Raw genomic sequence first — 23677 nt, 5'->3', positions numbered from 1 at the left:
TACTGGCATTTTTAGACAACTTGAAACCTTTTTAAGCATATTTACGTAATTAAAATTTAAACAAGTAATATTGGCAACATATAAAAACCCAACTATAATCGGAGAAAAATTGGCTTGGGTCATTAAAAATATCAAAATATTATGGGCAGGTTGTTAATCAAAGCTTATAGGTTTAATTCTACTTTTTACAGGATTATACTTTTTTGGTCAAAACATCATATTTGTTAGCGGTTACTATTCATATTTTTATCGGAGCTTACCTGCTACAGCTTCAGTTTTGGCAACGATGATAGGTATATTTGCATTAGTCTTTTTCCAAAGAGAAACTGGTAACTTGGGATGGATTTTTCTGGGTATTGGTATAGTACTAATTTTCTTAAGCGGTGGAGTTATTTTAAAGCCTACTAGCTTATGGAATTTCATCATTGCTTTTACAGCATTAGCAACTGGATATAAATTACTAAATGAGGGCAAAATCAACTTTTAAAATCTGTTTTCATTATATATCTTAGTAACTAAGATTACATTATTAGCCTATTCAGAGTACAGTCAGAAAAATTTAGCATTATAATTTCTCCATCTTCGCTATTGGTTCTGAGAGTGCATTAGGGCACTGAGATTAACTTTTAGTTAAGTACCGATTTCAAGAGGCAGAAGCACGCAGAACCCGCCTCAAACCGACGAATAGCCTCTTAATCGTGACTTTAGCTCAGAGGGGTTTTACTAAGGTTGAGGGTAATATTAGAATGGAAACTATTGATGATGAGGAAAAGGGAAGAATGACCCAGGTGGTTCTAGGAGAGAACGAAGGAATAGACTCAGCTTTGCGTCGGTTTAAACGCCAGGTTTCCAAAGCTGGGATATTAGCTGATGTAAAATATCATCGGCACTTTGAAACACCAATAGAAAAACGCAAACGTAAGGCAGTGGCAGCTAGACGCACAAGACGTTTTAAATAAACCTATTTGGTGTGATATCGGCGTTGCTTGAGGTTATGACCAAAAACAGGCAATAGCGCTTGCGCCATTATTCATACAAACATTAAGCAAAGTCTGCCGCACCGCTAATTAGGGTGTAAATGAGTTACTTTTCCTATACGTAGAGAGCGTTAGAGACTTTATCTTGGTTAGATGGAGCAAGCTAAAATCGCTGCCCATCAACCAAAATAAGCGCCTTTATATATCGGTTAGCTTTCTTTAATCAGCTGATAGGATAATTCATCCAGCCCTAAGACTCAGAATTATTAATGGTGCGGCTATTACAAACATTCATCGCCTTTTCTACTCCCTGCTTGAGGCTTAGTTCAATACACTCAACTACGAACTGAAGTACAAGAGACATCTGCTGATTTTCGGTAGCGGAAAACCGCCCCAGCACATGAGAGATCGCACCGGAATCATCTTTATTAGCTGCATCTTTGGGTTTACCAATACCGATTCGCAAACGGGGAAAGTTTTGGGTATTAAGATGTGCGATCGCACTTTTCATACCGTTATGTCCGCCAGCCGAACCAGATAAACGCAAACGAGTTTTTCCCAAGGGCAAATCCATATCGTCATAAATCACCAGCACTGACTCAGGCGGCAATTTATACCAACTTGTCACCGATTGTATTGCTTGCCCTGAGCGATTCATATAAGTTAACGGCTTTAGCAAGCGAATCTTACCTCCACCTGGGGCTATACCCTCGCCATACTCACCCTGAAACTTCCGGTTTTCTGTTAAGGAAATGCGCCAAGAACGGGAGAGAGTTTCTAAAGCAGCAAAACCGATATTGTGGCGTGTTTGGTCGTACTTAGCTTCTGGATTCCCTAATCCGACGATTAGTTGGGGAATTACCAAAGCTGGTTGCGTAACAGCTTCTGTCATTTTGCCTACAGTCAATTGATATTCATCACTCTTCCAGTACAATCTCTAAGCTAGTAATGAAGGGTTTGTAGTAAGGACTTTAGTGCCTAGAAAATAAGGACTAAAGTCCTTACTACGAACTTGACAGACTAGCTAGGTTGGGAAGAATTAGCGGTATCCTGCTCAGATTTCGCAGGGTGGATTTGCTTAGGTTCCAATTCAGCAGTAGTCTGTACAACTTCTTCTAACTGTTCTGCTTCTTTTTGAAACTCGTTTTGAAACTCCTTAGAAGCTTCTTGGAAACTACGAATTGTTTTACCCACACTCCGGCCGATCTCTGGTAGCTTTTTTGGGCCAAAGATTAACAGCGCTACTACCATAATTACAGCCATTTCCGGCAGACCGATACCAAATATATTCATTTTTTCTCTCCTGTAAACTCTAAAACCACTACAGAAACTTACATATATAGTTAGTCTAGTCGGAAATCGCAACTCACAAAAAAACCCGGAAGAACCGGGTGTAACTTAACTTGTTATCCAAACTCGCTCGCTGTGTATGTGTTAGCGTCCTAAACTGCGCCAATCGACAAATACATCCTGAACCAACAGTGATTTATTGTAAAGTTGCAGAATAATCAGCAGAAACACGAAAAATAGTGCCATAAAAACAGCCATCACAGGGGTAGTACCCCAACCTGGAGCCACTTTCCCATACTCAGAGTTAAGTGGTTTCAGGATATCTCCCAACCTAGTCCTTTGTGCCATAGTTCACCTAAGATTACTTGCCAAAGCTTTTTTTAATCTTCTGTAATATTCTATAAGAATAGCACTCATCATCTATCTCTCAATTATGGAACCCGCAATAGTTCTTAGCATTTCTGTGGCTGCCGTGGTGATTGCCATCACTGGAGTTTCGATTTATACTTCTTTTGGCCCTCCTAGCAAGGAATTGAACGATCCGTTCGATGACCACGAAGATTAGTGCGATGTCTACGACGGGCTACGTCTACGTAGACAAACATTGCTGTTGCTTGTCGCAGTTTTCTTCATAAGCAGCTGCCGTATCGGGTGAAATGACTATGGAAATCATAGCTAATTACCCAGACATGATATTTGTAAGTGGGTTACGGCATAAGCCGTAACCCACACTACTTTGGATGTTTTTTAATTGGAAGTCTCTAATGGCTTGCCACTACCTGTCCTTCCAGGCGAACCAGTCGGTCTGCCAAAAGTTTCTCAAGGTCTTCTAGTGCCTTGGTGAAACCTTTAATACCTTCGTCTAGTTTGTCAGTTGCCATGCGGTCAGCAGCATGCATCTTGTCATAACTAGCTTTGTCAATGGATATCTTTTCGATTTCCAAGCTTGCTGCCTTCGCAGGGTCAAGTTTGCGTGGCAGTTCTCCAACAGTTGCTTGCAATTCAGCCAGAAGTGAAGGTGAAATGGTCAGCAAATCACTACCTGCAAGTTCAGTAATTTCACCAAGGTTACGGAAACTAGCTCCCATAACTTCGGTTTTATAGCCAAATTTCTTGTAGTAGTTGTAGATTTTGGTGACAGACAAAACACCTGGATCTTCGGGTGCTGGGTAGCTATCGCGTCCGGTATCTTTTTTGTACCAGTCGAGAATCCGACCGACGAAGGGAGAAATCAGGGTAATGCCGGCTTCAGCACAGGCGATCGCTTGGTGAAGACCAAACAACAAAGTAAGGTTACAGTGAATACCTTCTTTTTCCAGAATTTCCGCAGCGCGAATACCTTCCCAAGTGCTGGCGATTTTAATTAAAACGCGATCGCGGCCAATTCCGGCAGCTTTATACTGGGCAATTAATTCCCGTGCTTTAGTTACGGTAGCTTCGGTATCATAGGACAAGCGAGCATCCACTTCCGTAGATACGCGACCGGGAATGATTTGCAAAATCTTTAGTCCAAAGGCAACTGCCAAACGGTCAAAAGCCAGAGAAACTATCTGTGCTTGGGTGGCTCCGGCTCCAGCATCTTTCTTCGCTTGGAGTAAAGTTTGATCGACAATTCCCTGATATTCTGGCATTTGTGCCGCAGCAGTAATCAGCGAAGGATTGGTGGTAGCGTCTTGGGGTTTAAACTTTTCAATTGCCTGGATATCCCCTGTATCTGCGACTACAACAGTCACTTGTCGCAATTGTTCCAGTAAATTCTTAGACATAAAATACTCCGTGATGTTTGTTACAGGATTTACTTATTCCCCAGTTCTTTACACTCTTTACTCTTCCTTCAATTCTGATTCTGGCAATTTTTCTTAATGATTGCCCAATTTTGCTTACTATCTTGAGCCACAGCCTTATTCTAAGTGCCTTATGCCGAAATTGGCTGTCCAATGGAATGCACTTTGATTAAACTAGTTGTTCCTGATTTACCAATTGGAACACCAGAGGTAATTACTACTTTATCGCCCTTATTCGCTAGACCCATGTCTACAACTGTGTTCACTACATTAGTAAACATCTCTTCAGCATTGTGGACTGGTGGAATCAGCAAAGCTTCCACACCCCAAGAAAGTGCTAGCTGACGGTAAGCGGTAATGTCGGAGGTGAGGGCAATAATGGGAGAAGTCGGCCGATATTTAGAAACCATTCTCGCCGTACTTCCTGATGAAGTGTTACAAAGAATTGCCCGTGAGCCTGTTTCATAGGCGATGCGACAGACGGATTCTGCCACAGATTCAGTAACGCTAAGACTGCCCGCTTCATGACACCAAGCGTGTTTGCTACCCTCATCTAGAGCTTGTTCTGTCCGCACGGCGATGTTGTGCATCATCTGGACGGCGGCGACGGGATATTGTCCGACAGCTGTTTCACCAGAAAGCATTACCGCATCTGTTCCATCCAAGATCGAGTTAGCAACATCGGTTGCTTCGGCGCGGGTGGGATCGGGAGCGCTAATCATCGACTCTAGCATTTGGGTGGCTGTAATCACCGGCTTACCAGCACGATTGCAACGGCGAATAATATCTTTTTGAATTAGGGGTACTTCGTGAATTGGTACTTCCACCCCTAAATCGCCACGGGCAATCATAATCGCGTCGGCAACGTTCAGAATAGAGTCAAAGTTTTCTACTGCCTCCGATCTTTCGATTTTGGCAATTAAGCGAATCGAAGCGCCAGCGGCTTCAATCATGCGCTTGGCGGGTTCTAAATCTTGTGGTGATCGCACAAAAGACACCGCCACCCAGTCTACACCCAACTGAATCCCAAAACGCAGATCCAGCAAGTCTTTTTCGGTGATTGAACTGACAGGTAAAGGAGTTTGGGGCAGGTTTACTCCCTTGTGCGTAGAAATTAACCCGCCATTTTTCACTTGGGCCCGAATGCGATCGGCATCGCGATCGGTAACTATCAATTTGACACGACCATCATTAATTAAAATTGGTTCGCCTGGTCGCACCATTGCGAACAAAGTTGGTAATGGTAAGGGTAGTTCGTCAATACTCTCACCCTTTTCTTGCAAAACAAAAGTAACTTCAGTACCAGCTTCTAAATTTAAGCCTTCCGGTGGTAAAGTTCCCAAGCGAATTTTGGGGCCACACAGGTCTTGCATAATGGCGATCGGCTTTTGCAACTCAGTACTAATCTGCCTGAGATAGTGAGCCGTTTGGGCGTGGAATTCATAAGCTCCGTGGGAAAAATTCAGCCGTGCCACGTTCATTCCAGCTTTTACCAAGGCTTGCAGCTTTTCCGGTGCAGATGTAGCCGGGCCAACAGTACAAATGATTTTGGTTCGACGCATAGGGATTGGGGGTTGAGGAGTAACCTGCAAATTTGGATGCTTTGAGCGCTCGCACAAAACATCCAAATTCACACGTGCTTCATATCACTGGTTTGCTAAATAAAAATACTAGATTCCGTTTTATTTTCGGAGTATTTACCATTTGACCCAAATCCCAAAAGTCCCTAGTCAAGAGTCAGCAGTCACAAGTTAATGACCAATGACTAATGACTAATGACTAATGACTAATCAAACCACAGCCGCAGTCGGGGCGAGTTGTTCTTTCTGTGACATAGACAACATCAAGTCAATCACGCGATTTGAGTAACCCCACTCGTTGTCATACCAGGCTATTACCTTGAAGAAGTTGGAATTCAACTCAATCCCAGCACCTGCGTCGAAGATACTGGAATGGGTATCACCTTGAAAATCTGTGGAAACTACTTCTTCATCTGTGTAGCCCAAGATACCCTTTAGTGAACCTGCGGCAGCCTCCTTCATAGCAGCACGGATTTCCTGATAACTGGTGGCTTTGGCTGTTTTGAAAGTTAAATCAACTACAGAGACATCGGGAGTCGGAACTCGTAATGCCATCCCAGTTAACCTGCCCTTCAATTCTGGTAAAACCAGTGCTACGGCTTTCGCTGCGCCTGTGGAAGAGGGAATAATATTTTGGGATGCACCTCGACCACCCCGCCAGTCTTTCTTGCTGGGGCCGTCTACAGTTGGCTGAGTCGCAGTCATGGCATGGACTGTGGTCATCAACCCTTCTGTCAACCCAAAGTTGTCATTAATGACCTTAGCGATGGGAGCTAGACAATTTGTAGTGCAGCTAGCATTGGAGACAATGATATCCTTACTAGGGTCAAATAGGTGATGATTGACACCCATTAACAGGGTAGTAACTCTATCTGGATCTTTGGTGGGAGCGGAAATTACCACTCGCTTTGCACCTGCCTTCAGATGGTTTGCAGCTCCTTCGTAATCAGTGAAGAGTCCGGTAGCTTCCACGACATAATCTGCACCTAATTTTCCCCAAGGTAACTCTGCTGGATTCCTAACTGATACACAAGGAATAAAATGTCCGTCAATCAGGATGCCGTCTTCCTTGGCTTCAACCTTCTGCTTTAATTTACCGTGGGTTGAGTCGTACTTTAATAGGTAAGCGAGGTTATCTGGTGGTACTAGGTCGTTAATGCCCACAAACTCAATGTTGGGGTTATCGATGCCAGCACGAAGCACAAGTCGTCCGATTCGACCGAAGCCATTGATACCAACTTTCAATTTAGTCAAGATTAAACCTCCCGTTGTGGAAGTTGAACAAAAGGAGAAAGTTAAAAGTCAAAATAGATTGCCTTTTACTCTTTACTCTTTGATCCTGACAGTCTCAGTCGGCTAAGGCATATTTACTTGGCATATTTTAAGGATTGGGCATGGGGCATTAGGAGTGCTGAGTGCTGAGTGCTGAGTTAGGAGTTAGGAGTTAGGAGTTAAGAGTTAGGAGTTTTGTTTATCTCCTTGTCCCCTCATCTCCCTGCTCCCCTGCTCCCCTGCTCCCCTGCCCCCAATTCAAGTAGGTTGGACAAACCGCTTAATTTCACCACAGGCAATATAAGACTTACCATCTGGTGCGGTTTTGACTTCATCAACGACGTAAAGCATTCCTTCCTCGCGCACCGATCGCGGAAAACGCATATTCCAATCTGGTTCATATCCGTCGGAAACCACCCTAGCGCGTAGCTTGCTGCCATCTTTAACACATTGAACTAAAATGCTGTCCCCTACACTGTCAGTTGTAGGAAGATCGGCAGCACTGGCAGGGCCTTTGGAAGCTTTACCTGTGTTAGCTCTATTGGATTGTCTAGGGGCAACAAAGATATCTGCTTCACCGGGTTGAGCAAAACGAGTGATTTTACCACGTACCCGGTAGAAAGTAGCATCGCTTGAGAGTTCCAACCCTTCAACAACATAGCGTGCCCCCTCGGCACGAATGGCGCGGGGAAACTGGATGTTCTTGGTTGGATCGTAGCCTGCGGACATGACCTTGACCCGCAGTTTACCCCCTTCACGAACGCAGTGCAATTCAACACCTGAACCGACTTCATTCACAATGGGCATGGCGTACACTTCATCGCCAGTAGTGACACCGCGACCTACCAAATCGCTGCGATTGCGCGTCATCGTTTGGTAAGTCTGATCCCGCATCTCTTTCCGTCCAGCATTGCCTAAAGCTTTTTGAGCGATCCGACTGGCGAAATATTCAAGCTGATCGATTTCTTCAGCAATTTCAAAATTCTCATTCAACCCTTTATCCCGCAAATCTTTCACAAGCGATCGCAGGGTTTGTTCAGCTTCCTGATGCTTGCCATGTTCAGCGAGATTAAGGCTAGTCTCTTTGGCCTTAGCAATGGTAAGGCGACTCAGTTCCAGAATGATATGGCTTGTAGCAGCAAAAGCTGCTTCCTCAACAGTGCCAACTTTGGCAACGACATCAACTGTACCTGAAACGCTTTGAATGCGGTCATCTTGCACAACATCGGCGCTGTAATGCAACTTCATCACAGGTAAATCGCCAACTTGAGCGCTTGATATCCCCAGACTCAAACCGAGAAGTTTGTCCTCATCCTCGTAAAGCTCTCCTAAGGTGATGACAGCTTGACCTGCGTCATTCTGGCTAACTTTAGCCAGACTTAATGTATCAACCAGGCTGACACCATCAGCTAATTCAAGTGTCACCTTGAGGTTCTGTCCCACTACTGCTCTGAGACTGTCTAGCTCAATACTAAACACTTCAGTTGCTTCGTCGATGCTCTGAATAAAATAGAAGTTGCCTGTGGCTGCCCTTGCCATTCCAATCAGCAGGTCTTCATTGAAACCCTGAGCAAAACCTAACGTAGTTGTGATAATGCCTTCCTCAGCTTTTTGCCCTGCTGTCGCCGTCAGTATTTTGGGGTCTTGAATGCCCATATTGGCGTGACCATCGGTAAGCAGGAGAACACGGTTGATTTTTTGCGGATCGAGTCGCGTTTTCACGTGTTCACAACCTTTGAGCCATCCCCCCGATAAGTTGGTAATACCGCCTGCTCTCACCTTGCGAATAGAATTTTTCAGTGCGGCTTTGTTAGTCACAGCCTGGGGTGACACAACGCTGTCCACTTCATCGTCGTAAACGACTACTGAGAGAATGTCATCTGGCTCAAGTCGATCCACCACAGACTCAGCGGCTTTGAGTGCGTGATGCAAAGGAGCGCCTGCCATAGAGCCGGAACGGTCAATTACAAGCGAAAGGTTAAGATTACGTCGAGGAGATTTAGCTATGTCAGCACGAAAACGTAGCAGAATATTTGTCTTTAATGAAGATCCTGCGGTGAGGATAGATTGGTCAAATTCGTAACTTGTCTTAATCATTTTTTATATTCCTCAGAATTGTCTTTTATCAGCTACAAGCCTTGTAATACATAGACAATAAGTGCTTTATTTAGTTTACCCAGAAATAAGTTTGTTCAGTATAGAGATGGAATTTAATGTAAAATTTTATAGTTTTCGTACTTTACCAGCGTAGACAAAGCCCGTTATGGGCATTCTCGACTCTCTGGTACTGAAAGGCGATCGCACTGGTCACAATTGCGGGAAACTGTAAGCAGATATATTAGGAGAGGAGAACCTAATGAGTTGGACTAAAGTTCTTGCAGCCGATGCACTTTCCCCAGGTACGCGAGAAGTGGTGAAAGTTGGCAACCGGAAAATTTTGCTTTTGAATCACGAAAGTCAGCTTTATGCTGTAGACAACACTTGTCCTCACTTAAAATTACCTTTGAAAAGTGGGAAAATAAATGAGAATGGCGCAATTGTTTGTTCCTTCCATCACAGTGCTTTTGACCTGCGGACTGGTGAGGTAAAAGATTGGTGTTCTTGGCCACCTGGTGTAGGTAAGGTACTCTCGTTAGTTTCACAACCAAAGGCACTACCAGTGTTTCCGATTCGTGTTGAAGAGGGCAGTATCTGGGTTGATGTCCAAGAGGAATAGCACTCTTTGCCTGAATTGATACCGTTTCTATGTGAAGCTGCATATCTTTACCTCCGGCTACGCCGTTTCCTAAAGCATCAGGGGATTAACAAGGGGTCTTTAATGTGCATCTTTATACAGAATTGGTATTACCGAAACAGTGCTAAGTAAAAAAACAATAAAAACCCCAGCCGATAAGTTTAGCTGGGGTTTCTATCAAGATTTACCTATTTCAGAAAGATTGGAACTATTGAATGAGAAAATAGAACCTCTTCTCAAGTAGTTTGAACGCTTTGCTGTGATGTAATATTGGGTTGTGTGTTACCATTGCCAGCTTCTATAGAAGCTGTAGCACTTTGAGATTGGCCTAAATTCACTTTGAATACCTTGTTCTGCTCTTGCTCCAGTTTCGGTAAATTCAAAATTAAAATCCCATCTTTTAAGTCTGCCTTAACTTGTTGATTCTGAACTTTGGTTGGTAGAGGTATTACTCTAGTGAAATTGCCATACCGGAATTCAGAATGAACTTTAGCGTTAGATTGGGAATGTTTTTCGTAACGATGCTCACCAGCTATCGAAACTGCATCTTGAGTAACTTGAATATCCAAGTCTTTAGCTTCCACGCCTGGAATCTCAACTCTTAATAGCAACTCTGAACCATTATCATGTAATTCAACCGCAGGAACCCACGCTGTTCTCGGTGATGCAGAAATCTCGGAGTTACCGCGCTCGGCTACTGTAAGCTCAGAGAATAATTGATCCATTTGACGACGCAGAATTTCCATTTCACGGAATGGTTCCCAACGAATGAGTGCCATACTTTAATCTCTCCTTAACTTTCTAATTCAATCTTGGGTAATCAAACAAAGTTTTAGAGGTATTTTTTAGAGAGGAGCTTTATTTGCTTTGTTTCTTCTCTCTAGTAAGTAATTTAATAAAAGAAGAATCTAAAAACAGTTGGGTAAACCGTACAGCCATAGGTTGGATTTACCGTATCAAACAAAAAAAGGATGAAAAGCTTGAGAATAGTTAATGTCCAAAGTAAATAGGCAATCGTAAATTAAACTATATTATGTAATGTAAATTTAATTAAATTCGCTTGTAGTCAGAAGCTCTAGCCCGATCTAAGGGTTAGATTGACAAAGACGCTGGACGTAGCTTGCCGTATGAAGACTTGCTAACGCTTTTGGCGTCTCCCCAATTCGAAGGGCTATGGTGTGAACACAAGTAGAAAAAAGCTCGATTTCCCATTGTTCTCAGATTTATCTCGTTCCCATGCAGAGCATGGCAATGGCTGATTGCGGCTGCCTCTAGTTAGACATGGAGTCAGAGACTCAATGAATGCATTCTCAGTCGGAGACTGAGAACGAGTCAAGCCTCATCAAGCTAGGTTTTTAGGGCTTGTGTGTACACTGTAGCTTTGGCTGTTTGGGATTCTTCGGATTTAATTAAGTAATGAAGCAGACATGAGATAAACAGTTATCCTGCTTTATATGCAACTTTTATATACACCCAGCGCTGAAGTATAGTTGTAAGCGACGATGATTTTATTTACAATCTGGTGACAGAGTTTTGCTTTCTGATTTTATGTTCAGTTTTATTCCAGAAATTCTTTCTGATTGAAAATTAACTTAGTAACTGATATGGATGCTCAAAAAATAAAAATTTTATTAGTTGATGACAACTTAGAGAATTTACATTTTTTATCAGACATCCTTCAACACCAAGGTTATCAGGTAGAAAGTGTCATTTCTGAACAATTGGCAATCAATACAGCACTTGCTTCTCTCCCGGATTTGCTTTTGCTAAATGTTCTCATTATAAAGAAAGATAATTATCAATTATGTCAATATTTGAAAGCCAACGATCAAACTCAGGATATTCCGATAATTATTTTCGGAATATTCGATGATTTTTTGGAAAAAGTAAGCGTTTTCAATTTAGGCAATATTGACTATATTACTCAACCATTCCAAACCAAAGAAGTTTTATTACGGGTGCAAAATCAACTCACTCTCCAAAGACTGAAAAAACAGTTAAAAGAAAAAAATGCCCAGCTGCAACAGGAGATTAAAGAGCGTCAACGGATTACAGTTGAGTTAAATATTTGCAACAGACAAATAGAAGATATTTTTAAAGAAATTCCCGTTAGCATTAGCAAAGCCTTTTGTAGAGAAGTTTATCAAAGCGAACGCCTGGTAGTCGAAGCCGCCCTGAAGAAGAGTGAAAGTCAGTATCGGCTCCTAGTGGAGACATCTCAGGACATGATCTGGTCGGTGGACATTGATGGACTAATTACCTTTGTCAATCCAGCAGTCAAGCAGATTTATGGCTACGAACCGCAAGAAATGATCGGGCGTGCCTTAATTGATTTCATCTCACCTACACAAGTTGCTCAAGATAAAGTAGCCTTTGAGGGTGTTCTTCAGGGAAAGTCTATCTTTCAGCATGAAACTACCTGTGTAGCTAAAGATGGTACTTTACTTTATCTAATGTTGAATGCGATCGCATTACGCAACGAAGAGGGTCAAGTTATAGGCATGACGGGCACTGCTAGTAATATTACGCAGCGCCGAGGTGTAGAAAAATTACTCCAAGAAAGCGCGATTAAGCTCCGCAATCATAATCTCGTGCTGACAAAATTGGCACAAAATCAAACGCTTTATCAAGGTGATTTGAAAACAGCCTTGAGTAAAATCACAGAAGCAGCTGTCAAAAATATTGGCATGGAACGAGCTAGTGTCTGGCTGTATGACGCAACAGGCATAGAAATCCAGTGTTTCGATCTATTTGAGGGCAGTTGCAATCAACATAGCGAAGGACTTTCCTTATCAGTGGCAGACTATCCAATTTATTTTGCAGCTTTGCAGCAAAACCAATCAATCGCCGCAGATGATGCTCATACCGATCCCAGAATTAAAGAATTTTCTGCCTCTTACTCAAGATTAAACATCACCTCTATACTCGATACACCCATTAGGTTGGAGGGAAAGACCGTAGGAGTTTTATGTCTGGAGGCAGTAGAAGTTACTCATCATTGGACGCTAGAAGACCAAAATTTCGCTCGCTCTCTGGGTAATTTAGTATCTTTGGTATTGGAGGCAAAAGAACGCCAACGCGCAGAAGCAGCACGACGAGCTTCTGAAGAAAAGTTAGCATCCGCTTTCCGGTCATCTCCCGATCCAATTGCCTTAATTACTGTTCCCAACAAATGCTATATCGAAGTAAACGACAGCTTTTGTCGGTTTTTTGGTTATTCTCGCTCTCAAGTGATCGATCGCACCGATGAAGAATTACATATTTGGGTGAATCCAGAAGAATATAATTTTCTTACCCACATTCTGCAACAAGCAAAAGCCATCCGCAACTATGAAATTGATGTCTGCACTTCAACAGGAGAAATCAAGACAACACTGTTGAGTGCAGAAATGATCGAGATTGATGAGCGATGGTACGTACTGGGAACCGCGAAAGATATTACTGAACGCAAACAGGCAGAAAATGAAAGCCGTTTGTTGCTGTTGACAACCCAAGCTATTACTCGCGCTAGTGATGTCAACAGCGCCTTAGCAGTGGTCTTGCGCTTAATTTGTCACACCATTGGCTGGGATTTTGGTGAAGCCTGGATACCTAATGAAGATGGGACTGTTTTAGAACACAGTCTGGGGTGGTACGGAGAGGAAAGCAGCTTAGAAGAATTCTGCCAGCAAAGCCAAACTTTTAAATTTGCTCTGGGAGCGGGATTACCAGGAAGAGTTTGGCAGAGTCAAGAACCAGAATGGATAAAAGATGTTTCTAAAGTTACAGAACCAGTTTTCTTGCGATCGCCACAAGCCGCAAAGGTAGGATTCAAAGCTGGTTTTGGTGTTCCCATACTGGCTGGGAACCAAGTATTAGCTGTTTTAGTGTTTTTTAAACGTAGCTCAGTATTGGTAGATCGGCGTTTGCTCTTGCTAGTCAGTGCTGTTGCGGCTCAATTGGGTGGGTTGATTGAGCGCAAAACCTTAGAACAAGAATTAGCGCTCAGAGAAGCTCGTCTCAATGCTTTTTTTAGCAGTGCTCCCGTCGGCATGAATATTGTAGATAACCAGCTGCGGTTTGTGCAAATTAACCAACTGCTAGCGGAGATTAATGGACTACCCCAGCAAGCTCATATTGGCAAGACCATCCATGAAGTCTTACCCGACATCGCCCCTTTAGTAGAACCAATTTATCAACAAGTTCTGATAACTGGTCAACCGATTATTAATCAAGAATTAAGCAGTATATCAATCAAACAACCAGATATTATCCGCCACTTCTTAGCTTCTTATTTTCCGATTATTGGTGAAAGCGATCGCCCCTCTGGTGTTGGCACAGTTTTAGTAGAAATAAGCGAACTACATGCAGCGTTACGCGAACGCAAACACGTCGAACAAGAACTGCGTTTAGTCAACGAACGCCTACAATATCTGCTCACCTCTAGCCCTGTAGTCATTTATAGCAGCAAAACATCAGAGGATTTTGGCATTACTTTTATTAGTGAAAACGTTAAAGAAATGGTGGGCTATGAAGCGCGGGAATTTATCGAGAACTCCAGTTTTTGGCTCGATCGCGTTCATCCACAAGATATTAAACCGATCTCAGAAAAATTTTCCCATCTTATTAAGCAGGAGTACATTTCTTACGAATACCGTTGGTTACACGCTGACGGAACTTATCACTGGTTCTACGAAGAGATGAGGTTAATTCGTGACGAAGCGAATTCCCCGATCGAATGGGTTGGTTATTGGGCAGACATTAACGCTCGCAAATTGGCAGAACTGGCTTTGCAATCAGGTCAGCAACGATATCAACTTCTCGCAGAAGCCTCACCAGCTTGTATATTTCATACTGATGTAGATGGCAATGTTTTATATTTTAATCAACGCTGGAGTGAAATTACTGGATATAGTTTAGAAGAATCTCTGGGAACACATTGGGCAAATGCCGTACATCCAGACGACCGCGAGCAGCTATTGTTGGCATGGAATCAAGCAACAGCTGCTAAGTCAACCTATAAATACGAACATCGTTTTTTGCATGATGATAGTACAGTTGTCTGGGTAATTTGTCATGCTTTGCCAGAATTTAGAGATGATGGAGAAATTAAAGGCTACATCGGTACAATTACAGATATTACTGAGAGAAAATTGGCAGAAGAAGCCTTGCGTGAGAGTGCAGAGCGAGAAAGAGCGATCGCGCAAGTGATTCAAAGAATGCGCCAAACACTGGATTTAGAGACGATATTTGCGGCGACAACCGAAGAATTGCGCCAAGTACTTAACTGCGATCGGGTTGTTGTCTATCGTTTCAATCCCGACTGGAATGGGGAATTTGTTTCTGAATCAGTGGGTAACGATTGGATTTCTCTTATAGAAGAACATAACAACGATCCTCATCTTACAGAAGGTGTTTTACAAGATGGGCGTTGTCTAGCGAAAATTTTGGATAGCGCAGATAACCAGGTGGAATATCCCGATCTGCAAGTAACCCCAGGTGCAAGTTTCCTCTGTGTCCCAGATATTTACAACGCTGAATTTCATCCTGCTTATATCCATCTCTTAGAGCGTTTTCAGGCCAAAGCCTATATTATTGTTCCGATTTTACATGGTAGTCAGCTTTGGGGATTGCTGGCGAGTTATCAAAATTCCGATCCCCGCCAATGGAAACCAGGAGAAATCAACATCGTAGTTCAAATTGGCAATCAGTTGGGTGTTGCTTTACAGCAGGCACAATTGCTAGCGCAAACTCAAAGGCAGTCACAAGCATTGCAAGAAGCTGTGATCGTTGCTGATGCTGCTAATCGTGCCAAAAGCGAATTCCTGGCCAACATGAGTCACGAACTGCGTACCCCACTCAATGCCATCCTTGGTTTTACCCAAGTCATGAGCCACGATCGCGATTTATCAACTGAACATCAGCAAAATCTAGCAATCATCAATCGTGCTGGCGAACATCTCCTGAATTTAATCAACGACATTTTGGAAATGTCTAAAATCGAAGCTGGCAGAATAACCTTAAATCTCAACAGCTTTGACTTAATTCGCCTCTTAGAAAACCTTGAAGAGATGTTGCGCTTCCGCGCCACCTCCAAAGGATTAGAATTGGTCTTTGAATATACATCTCAGCTTCCCCAATACATTCAAGTTGACGAAAGTAAACTGCGTCAAGTCTTGCTTAACCTCCTGGGAAATGCCATCAAATTTACCGATACTGGCAGGGTGACGCTGCGGGTGGGGATTGGGGAGCAGGGGAGCAGGGGAGCAGGGGAGCAGGGGAGCAGAGGAGCAGAGGAGCAGGGGAGCAGAGGAGCAGGGGAGCACAAGAGAATAATTAATCCCCAATACCCACTTGCCCTGAGCGTAGCCGAAGGGATGCCCAATGCCCAATGCCCACTTGTCCTGAGCGAAGTCGAAGGGATGCCCAATGCCCAATCCCTAACCTTTGAGGTACAAGACACTGGTCGCGGTATTGCCCCACAAGAAATTGACTTGCTCTTTGAAGCTTTTGGGCAAACTGAAACCGGAAGAAAATCGCAACAGGGAACAGGACTAGGTTTAGCAATTAGCCGCAAATATGTGCAACTAATGGGAGGAGATATTAGCGTCACTAGCACTATTGGCGAGGGAAGTAAATTTACTTTTGATATTCAAATTGGTCTAGCTATAGCCAGCGAAATTCAAATTGAACAAACTAGACCCCAAGTTATTAGTTTAGCGCCTGCTCAAAGTGAATATCGTATTTTAGTAGTTGATGATTCCACAGACAGCCGCTTAGTGTTAAAGAAAATTCTGACATCTATCGGTTTTGCAGTTCAGGAAGCAATAAATGGCATTGAAGCGATCGCACTTTGGCAGACATGGCAACCACATCTAATCTTAATGGATATGCGAATGCCAATTATGGACGGCTACGAAGCCACAAAACTTATTAAAACTAGAGAAAAAACCTCAATCCAAAATACCGAATCTCAAATCCCTAATTGGAAGACAATTATTATTGCCTTAACTGCTAATGCTTTTGAGGAACAACGAGAAGCAATAATCAAAGCGGGTTGCGATGATTATATTAACAAGCCTTTTCGCGAGGAAGAATTACTAGAAAAGTTAAGTGAATATTTGGGAGTTCAATATATTTATCAAGAAGAAAGCTATCAGCTAACAAACCTAAAACAACAAAGACCAAAATCAATATTGACGCTCACGGATTTAGTGAATCTATTATCTGAAATGTCGCCTGAATGGGTGAAACAGTTATATACTGCCGCCGCTCAATGTAGTGATGACCTAATTTTAGAATTGATTGAGCAAATACCCTCAGAAAATGCTGTCCTGCAAAATTTTATCAAGAATTTAGCTCATGATTTTCAATTCGAAAAAATTATGGAATTGACAAGTATTGCAGGAGCAATACGGTTCGGTTAAAGGGGAAAGGGGAAAGGGACTCATGTTTTGAATACATCCTTTACCTTTACCCGCAAACCCATTCCCCAGACCATAAGGAAAGTGAAAAATGCTTATCTGAACCGTATTGATTGCAGGAGTATTATTCAGTTAATAACAATTGTGGCAAAAGTGACAATGCAAACCTATGTTGAAGTATAAAATTGTACGCTTAAAAACGTGATAAATCGCCGTCTCTACGAAAGACTGATTATTGTAGAGAGGGCGATTCATCGCGTCTTTTGCTTTAACCGAACAGTATTGGGAGTCATTAAATTTTGAATTTTAGATTTTTCCTTCAATTCAAAGTCCAAAATTCAAAATTATTTTACCGTAAACGTCCCGATCGCAATGTACTAATAATTAACCACAAACCCAATAAACTAGCGACTGCAAACAGGATGGTGCTTAAAAAAGATAGCTGAGTTGTTTGCGCTCTGGTGGAAATAATTGCCGCACCCATAATCAGCGAACCCACTAAAATACTAAAAGATAGGCGGTTAGCGGCATCGTCCATAGTGCGCCGGACACCATCTAAACCCCGCAGTGATAGATTCCACTGTAAGGTTTCTGAGGTAACTCGGTCTAATAATAGTTCGATTTGGCGGGGAGATTGGAGAGACAGACTTTTAATATCTAAGGCTGTCCGTAATAGCGATCGCACTGGATTATCGCCCAGTAATTGCCGACGAAACAAGTCTGTAATTAATGGTTTGACTTCATCAAAAAAATTAAGCTCTGGGTTGAATGTCCGCGCCACCCCTTCTAAATTCGCTAGGGTTTTGGCATACAAACCCATATTACTAGGCAACCTAATTTTATTGTTGCGGGCAACTTGTAAAACTTCATAAATTATCTGACTGAAGTTTATTTGTGTGAGGCTGACATTGTGATACTTTCGCAACATACGATCGTAATCATTTTCTAACCGCGATAAAATCACTGGTTGAGCAGAATCAGATAGCTGTAAAGTTAACTGAGCGCACCTTTGAGCATCTAAATCAACGATCGCTAACAACATCTCTGTTAATATCTGCTGTGTCCGAGGATCGAGTCTTCCCACCATGCCACAATCTAAAAGAGCGACACGCCCATCTTTGAGATAAAACAAGTTTCCTGGATGGGGATCGGCGTGAAAAAAACCATCAATATATAGTTGTTGGAAAAATACCCGAAATAACAAAGTAGTTATTTCTTTACGCTTTTCGGCAGAGTCTTTAACGTTGGGGTCATTATCCAAATCCGCCGCCAGGAACGGTACTCCATCGAGCCATTCCATTACCAGCAATTTCTCTGTGGTCAATTCCCAGTTAATTTCCGCAACTACTATTTGTGTAGGATCGTACCAGCGACTCTTGGATAAGTTGCGCCGCAGTTGGTCTGTAAAACCCGCTTCCCGTGTAAAATCCAACTCAGCTTCTAAAGCTTTGGTAAATTCTTCGGCGATGGATTTGATTTCGTAGGTTTGCCCAAAATCAGTCCGCGCTACTAAATCGGCAATACCTTGAATTAAAGCAATATCTTGAGCAATGGTCAGATCGATTCCCGGACGTTGCACTTTCAGAGCGACTTCTCGACCGTCTGCTAGTGTAGCTCGATGTGTCTGGGCAATCGATCCTGCTGCTACGGGGATCGGGTTAACAGTGCTGAAGGTTTCTGCTAATGGACGTTTTAATTCTTTGCGAAGGATTATTTCTATCTCTGACCAAGGAACTGGCGGTACTTCATCTTGTAGAGTTGATAGTTCCTCAATGTAGGCAGCGTTCAGTAAATCTGGACGTGTAGACATTAGCTGGCCAAGTTTGACGTAAACTGGCCCCAAGTCTACCAAAATATTTTTTAGAACCGCAGGTGTCGGCAGCTGGGGTTCATCAGCTTTGCCACCAGTAAGTAACCTTCGCATATAGTCCCAGCCATTGCGAAGGAAGACTTCCAGGATTTCTCGTTGACGGGGAACAGTTTGGGTGAGGAACATTTTGTAAAAAACTGCAAAGAGGCAGAGGAGTTAAAGAGGTAGACAGCAGGGGATGACAATACAACGGAAATCGGCTCTAGTTTTGATGCAAGTCACAAGTTTTGCTAGCTGCGGCACAATCTTGAAATCTTTTTATGGATGATTGTACGGCTTCGTGGAGCTTCTGTTCGTTCAGCATTCGTTTGACATAACTAGAGTAGGAATCCCCACCGTGCAATAAGCGATGGGAGCAAGAAAATCCTTTGGACGGAGAAATATATTTTTAATAGGCAGTAATAGAATCGATTGCCATTGTCTTGGCCAGAGGCTAAAAGTTAATAATGTCCATAACTGTCAGATAGAATAACAGACAGTCAAGTTATAATGTGAAAATAGACTTTTTCGCCTCTGCCAAGGGTTCTAACTTTTATAGCAGATCGGTAAATCGGGAATCACTTTGGAGAATTTTAAGGATCTGCTTGATTTCCTGGGTACGTTCTTTTTTGACAACGAGGGTGACATTGCGATCGCGCACAATCACCACATCCTCTAAACCAATAGTAACAACTACATCCTCTGGATTTGAAGCGTAAATAATCGCCCCTTGCGTATCTAAACCTACGTGAGTAGCGAGTTCCACATTGGGAGTATCTTCCGTTTTCAGTAAGCGTTCGATCGCATTCCAATCTCCTAAATCATCCCAACCAAAATCAACTGGCAAAACGTATGCTAGAGTTGTCTTTTCCATTAACGCATAGTCTATACTCTTCTTAGGCAACTGGGGATAGATATCAGGGCCATGTTGTTCTAAAGGTTCGATAATTTCTGGAGCATGGGTATGTAGTTCCTTGAGAACAACCCCTGCCCGAAAAACGAACATTCCACTATTCCAGCTAAAACGTCCCGTAGATAAAAAAGTTTCTGCCGTTTCCCGGTCGGGCTTTTCAGTAAAGCGGTTCACGTGATAAGCTGGCAACTCATTAAAGCTACCTATTTTTTCACCTTGTTCAATGTAGCCGTAACCGGTTGATGGAAAAGTAGGCTTGATCCCCAGTGTAACGATCGCTGCTGTGCTTGTTGCCAGTTGCGTAGCTGCATTTAATGTGTGTGCAAACGCCTCTTGGTTAGCAATCCAGTGGTCAGCAGGGAAAAAGCCAATCACAGCGTCTTCACCATAGCGCTGCTTGATTTCTAAACTTGTCCAAGCAACGGCTGCGGCAGTGTCTCTGCCTTCCGACTCAATCAGCAAGTTTTCAACTGGTAAATCGGGTAGTTGTTGTCTTACGCCTTCAGCTATCTGACTAGAAGTGATGACCCACAGGGAATCCCACCTGCCACCGAGTTCAATCAATCGATCGGCGGTTGCTTGTAATAGACTTCTAGAGCTACCATCAAGACTTAAAAATTGCTTGGGTCGGTCTTTGCGGCTTAGGGGCCAAAAACGTTCACCTTTACCACCAGCTAGGATTACGGGGAACAATAAAGTATTCATGTTGTCATACACGCCTACCGAAGAACATTACAAGTTTACAGTGAGCTTTTCCACTGGCAATATTTGTAGCTTGGATTAACATACTTTTAGGGAGTGGTTGAGTGGGGAGATAATTGTGATAAAACAAGTCGAATGGTCGGAAAATCCGGTTACGTCTCAGCAAGTAGTAGAGTTTGAAAGTGACGTGCGATCGTCGCAAATTCAACGGACAGAAAATCAAGTAACACCAGCACCAGTAGCCGACTCAGAGGAGGAGCAGGTCGAACTAAACCAGCCAGCGAATCCGAACCGTAGCATCATCGAATCTGTGGGCGCGTTTCCCAATCAGCTTTCTGAGAGACTGGGCTTAACCATGCCTCGATGGCTGTTATGGTTTATGACGGTTGTCATTGGCATCATCTTATCTGGGCTGCTGGTGTCAACATTAGCGCTGTGGACTCCTTTATGGAGCAATCTAGATCGAACAGACGACGATTTAGGAACTACTGCTAAAGACGAAGTAAAAATCCCATTACCAGGAGAGTTATGGGGCAAACTCTCCCAGTACAAGCTTTCACGTCCGATGAATATTTTAATCATGGGGATTGAACCAGTCAGCGGTACCGTTGATGGCTCACCAGAAAGCTTTGCCGGGAAAAGCGACTCCATGCTGCTGGTACGACTGAACCCTAGCGAAAAATCTGTAAGGGTGCTTTCCATTCCCAAAGATACAATGATCGCCATCCCCGAGAAGGGAGAAAAGGGATTAACTAAGGTATCTGATGCCAATGCCAAAGGCGGCCCAGTCTTAGCTGCACGGGTAGTTAGCCGTACCTTAAACAACGCCCCAATCGATCGTTATATCCGTATTTCTACTAGTGGATTACGCCAGCTAGTCGATCAATTAGGTGGAGTAGAAGTCTTTGTTCCCAAATCAATGGAATATAAAGACTCCAGTAGTCGGCTGTCGATTAATTTAGTTAGTGGCTGGCAAACCCTTAATGGCGAACAAGCAGAACAGTTTGTTCGATTCCGCGAACCAGGTTTGGGAGATTTGCCGAGAGTACAGCGTCAGCAAGCACTAACAGCAGCCCTACTGCAACGCTTAAATAGTCCCACCATCTTACCCAGGTTGCCTCAATTAACTCGCCTAATGCGAAAGTATTTTGATACCAACCTGAAGATGGAAGAAATGATGGCGTTGGTCAATTTCGGACTCAACCTAGATCGGGATAATTTCCAAATGACTGTGTTGCCTGGTACCTTTAGCCGCTTCAGTAAAGACCCTGATAGCTATTGGCTAAATATGACTGGACAACAGAGCCTGTTGAATGATTATGTTGGGGTAAATGTACCTGGTTTAAAGCCAGATATGCGTCAGGTTCCTAACCTCAAAATTGCTATTCAAAATGCTTCAAATCAACCTCAGCTAACAGAAAAAGTTATTGCTTATCTTAAACAGAAAGGCTTTAATAATATTTACAAAGTGCCTGATTGGCCAGATACCCAACGTCAAACTCAGATTATTGTCCAAAAAGGCAACCGACGAGTTGGGGTTGATTTGCAAAAAGTCTTAGGCTTAGGTCAAATCGAGGTGTCTGCTATTGGTGATTTAGAATCCGATCTGACAATCCGCATTGGGAAAGATTGGAAATAGCTAAGAGTCATGAGTCATTGGTCATTGGTTAAATGACAAAACGCAAAATCTGAGCGGGGGTTTCCTCCGCTCAGAACTTTGTAAGATAGAACTAATGACAAAAGACTACTGAGAAATAATAAAGTTATGAAAAAGATTTTACTACGCTTTTTGGGTTTGATTGTAATTTTGCTACTAGCCTTTGGGTGGATAATACTTAATCCCAAACCGGCTTTTGCTCAGATAAACACAATCAATTACAACAACATAAATTTAGAAAATCGTGACTTTTCTCATGCTGATTTGGCAGGTGTAACTTTTGTCGCAGCAGAAATGCGGGGGACAAATTTTCAAGGAGCGAATTTAACCAACGCAATTCTGACTAAAGGAGTTTTATTAAAGGCAAATTTGGAAGATGCGAACTTGAGCGGCGCTTTAGTCGATCGCGCCACTATGGATGGTGCTAACCTGAAAAATGCCATCTTTACTGAAGCAACTTTGACCCGCAGCCGCTTTTATGATGCTGATGTCACTGGTGCTGATTTTACCGATGCTTTAATTGACCGCTATCAAGTGTCATTGCTGTGTGAAAGAGCCGATGGCGTAAATCCAGTTACGGGGATGTCAACGCGAGATAGTTTGGGTTGTAGGTAAAAAATCTCAGCGTTGAACATAAAAACAGAGACATTTTTGCGAAAAAATGGAAAATACAAATTCTTTATTAAAATATGTATTATTCGCTATCGATTTGATTTTAATTTGGGATTTGTTCAGAGATAAAAAGATACAAATTTATGAGCAAACACAAAATAAGCTTAAGTGTATTGTTCAACCGAAATTACTTAGATTTATTGGGTTCTTTATTGGACAAATAGGTATAATTTGTTTATATGCTATTTTTATGTTTATACCTGTCACACAACTTGATTGTAACCGTGTTTTACAAAATATAGATAGTTCAAATATTGAGCAAAAGTCATCAAAAATTATATGTCAACTGAGAGAATTTGATTTTTTTGGTCATCAAAAAAGCCAAAAACCAATTTCTGGATTAATTGGAAGTCGTTTAGAAAAACAAACTAAAACTGATATAGAGGGAAAAATAATATATAAATATCAAGTTCAGTTATTAACTAAAACAGAAAGTATTCCATTTAGACGAACTACTTACAGTGATTATTTTTCTGAAGAAGCAGAGTTTATTATATTAAAAATTAAGAATTTCTTAGTACAACCTTTAGAAAAAAGTTTAGTAGTTAAGCAAGATGATACTTTAGTTGGCTACGCTGTAATTGGCATAACCATATTTTGTCTATTATTAGGTTTATTAATTATAGCGTCAGGTTCATTTATCGACTGTAATTTTGATAAAGAGTCAAATAGCTTAAGTATCAGCCACTATAAATGGTTTGGAAAATTGGAAAAATCAGTTTTTTTGTATTCGTTAAACGAAATTGTTGATGTAAGGATTCAGGTCTAATATTTAGGAAGCAGGGATGGGATAGACAGATAATTATTGGAATTAGCCAGCAGTGCTTGTGCAAAAAAATCAATC

18 protein-coding genes and 1 pseudogene are annotated in these 23677 nt (G+C 42.4%); 8 read left to right on the top strand and 11 right to left on the bottom strand.

Annotated elements, in window-relative coordinates:
- Window positions 1–141 precede the first annotated feature (141 nt).
- Both V7K45_RS23615 and rpsU read left to right on the top strand, forming a co-directional pair.
- Window positions 142–487: pseudogene (locus V7K45_RS23615) on the top strand (hypothetical protein).
- 292 nt (window positions 488–779) lie between these two features.
- Window positions 780–959 (top strand): 30S ribosomal protein S21, encoded by a 180-nt coding sequence (gene rpsU / locus V7K45_RS23610; RefSeq protein ID WP_069073049.1) that lies wholly within the window; start codon window positions 780–782, stop codon window positions 957–959.
- 268 nt (window positions 960–1227) lie between these two features.
- Here the strand turns inward: rpsU and pth are convergent, their stop codons facing one another.
- The 3 genes from pth to psbH all read right to left on the bottom strand — a co-directional run bounded on the left by pth (window position 1228) and on the right by psbH (window position 2615).
- Complete coding sequence (gene pth / locus V7K45_RS23605; protein ID WP_335007398.1) at window positions 1228–1869, bottom strand: aminoacyl-tRNA hydrolase; 642 nt, start codon at window positions 1867–1869, stop codon at window positions 1228–1230.
- Window positions 1870–1997: 128 nt separating this feature from the next.
- Complete coding sequence (locus V7K45_RS23600; protein ID WP_335007397.1) at window positions 1998–2270, bottom strand: TatA/E family twin arginine-targeting protein translocase; 273 nt, start codon at window positions 2268–2270, stop codon at window positions 1998–2000.
- 141 nt (window positions 2271–2411) lie between these two features.
- Window positions 2412–2615, bottom strand: coding sequence for a photosystem II reaction center phosphoprotein PsbH (gene psbH / locus V7K45_RS23595; RefSeq protein ID WP_094348882.1), 204 nt, complete (start codon window positions 2613–2615; stop codon window positions 2412–2414).
- Window positions 2616–2700: 85 nt separating this feature from the next.
- Here psbH and psbN point away from each other — a divergent pair, with 85 nt between their 5' ends.
- A complete protein-coding gene (gene psbN, locus V7K45_RS23590; protein WP_292866665.1) occupies window positions 2701–2832 on the top strand; it encodes a photosystem II reaction center protein PsbN in 132 nt (43 codons plus the stop codon).
- Between the two features lie 196 nt (window positions 2833–3028).
- Here the strand turns inward: psbN and V7K45_RS23585 are convergent, their stop codons facing one another.
- From V7K45_RS23585 to V7K45_RS23570, 4 genes are all read right to left on the bottom strand, one after another.
- Window positions 3029–4033 (bottom strand): transaldolase, encoded by a 1005-nt coding sequence (locus V7K45_RS23585; RefSeq protein WP_335007396.1) that lies wholly within the window; start codon window positions 4031–4033, stop codon window positions 3029–3031.
- 149 nt (window positions 4034–4182) lie between these two features.
- Entirely contained in the window at window positions 4183–5613 is a 1431-nt protein-coding gene (gene pyk / locus V7K45_RS23580) for a pyruvate kinase (protein WP_335007395.1), read from the bottom strand.
- A gap of 228 nt (window positions 5614–5841) precedes the next feature.
- Window positions 5842–6885, bottom strand: a complete 1044-nt coding sequence (gap, locus tag V7K45_RS23575; protein ID WP_335007394.1) for a type I glyceraldehyde-3-phosphate dehydrogenase — start codon at window positions 6883–6885, stop codon at window positions 5842–5844.
- 276 nt (window positions 6886–7161) lie between these two features.
- The gene (locus V7K45_RS23570; protein ID WP_335007393.1) at window positions 7162–9000 is read right to left on the bottom strand and encodes a vWA domain-containing protein; all 1839 of its coding nucleotides are present in this window, start codon (window positions 8998–9000) and stop codon (window positions 7162–7164) included.
- A gap of 259 nt (window positions 9001–9259) precedes the next feature.
- Here V7K45_RS23570 and V7K45_RS23565 point away from each other — a divergent pair, with 259 nt between their 5' ends.
- Window positions 9260–9619 carry a Rieske (2Fe-2S) protein gene (locus tag V7K45_RS23565; protein WP_335007392.1) on the top strand — a complete coding sequence of 120 codons (360 nt, stop codon included), beginning with the start codon at window positions 9260–9262 and terminating at the stop codon, window positions 9617–9619.
- A gap of 254 nt (window positions 9620–9873) precedes the next feature.
- On the opposite strand, the gene V7K45_RS23560 is transcribed toward V7K45_RS23565, so the two are convergent.
- Complete coding sequence (locus V7K45_RS23560; RefSeq protein ID WP_335007391.1) at window positions 9874–10416, bottom strand: Hsp20/alpha crystallin family protein; 543 nt, start codon at window positions 10414–10416, stop codon at window positions 9874–9876.
- Window positions 10417–11241: 825 nt separating this feature from the next.
- Here V7K45_RS23560 and V7K45_RS23555 point away from each other — a divergent pair.
- Window positions 11242–17043: a PAS domain S-box protein gene (locus V7K45_RS23555; RefSeq protein WP_335007459.1), complete on the top strand. Its 5802-nt coding sequence runs from the start codon at window positions 11242–11244 to the stop codon at window positions 17041–17043.
- Window positions 17044–17389: 346 nt separating this feature from the next.
- Here V7K45_RS23555 and V7K45_RS23550 read toward each other — a convergent pair whose 3' ends face one another.
- The 3 genes from V7K45_RS23550 to V7K45_RS23540 all read right to left on the bottom strand — a co-directional run bounded on the left by V7K45_RS23550 (window position 17390) and on the right by V7K45_RS23540 (window position 20507).
- Window positions 17390–19036, bottom strand: coding sequence for an ABC1 kinase family protein (locus tag V7K45_RS23550; RefSeq protein WP_335007390.1), 1647 nt, complete (start codon window positions 19034–19036; stop codon window positions 17390–17392).
- Between the two features lie 76 nt (window positions 19037–19112).
- The gene (locus tag V7K45_RS23545; RefSeq protein ID WP_335007389.1) at window positions 19113–19253 is read right to left on the bottom strand and encodes a hypothetical protein; all 141 of its coding nucleotides are present in this window, start codon (window positions 19251–19253) and stop codon (window positions 19113–19115) included.
- A 189-nt stretch (window positions 19254–19442) separates the two neighbouring features.
- Window positions 19443–20507 carry a mannose-1-phosphate guanylyltransferase gene (locus V7K45_RS23540; protein WP_335007388.1) on the bottom strand — a complete coding sequence of 355 codons (1065 nt, stop codon included), beginning with the start codon at window positions 20505–20507 and terminating at the stop codon, window positions 19443–19445.
- Window positions 20508–20622: 115 nt separating this feature from the next.
- Here V7K45_RS23540 and V7K45_RS23535 point away from each other — a divergent pair, with 115 nt between their 5' ends.
- From V7K45_RS23535 to V7K45_RS23525, 3 genes are all read left to right on the top strand, one after another.
- Complete coding sequence (locus V7K45_RS23535; RefSeq protein ID WP_335007387.1) at window positions 20623–22143, top strand: LCP family protein; 1521 nt, start codon at window positions 20623–20625, stop codon at window positions 22141–22143.
- A gap of 126 nt (window positions 22144–22269) precedes the next feature.
- The gene (locus V7K45_RS23530; RefSeq protein WP_099100594.1) at window positions 22270–22776 is read left to right on the top strand and encodes a pentapeptide repeat-containing protein; all 507 of its coding nucleotides are present in this window, start codon (window positions 22270–22272) and stop codon (window positions 22774–22776) included.
- 46 nt (window positions 22777–22822) lie between these two features.
- Entirely contained in the window at window positions 22823–23602 is a 780-nt protein-coding gene (locus tag V7K45_RS23525) for a hypothetical protein (protein WP_335007386.1), read from the top strand.
- Window positions 23603–23677: the final 75 nt, after the last annotated feature.

This window comes from Nostoc sp. (assembly GCF_036917375.1).
GTDB lineage: Bacteria > Cyanobacteriota > Cyanobacteriia > Cyanobacteriales > Nostocaceae > Nostoc.
This window is presented reverse-complemented; position numbering and strand designations above follow the sequence as displayed.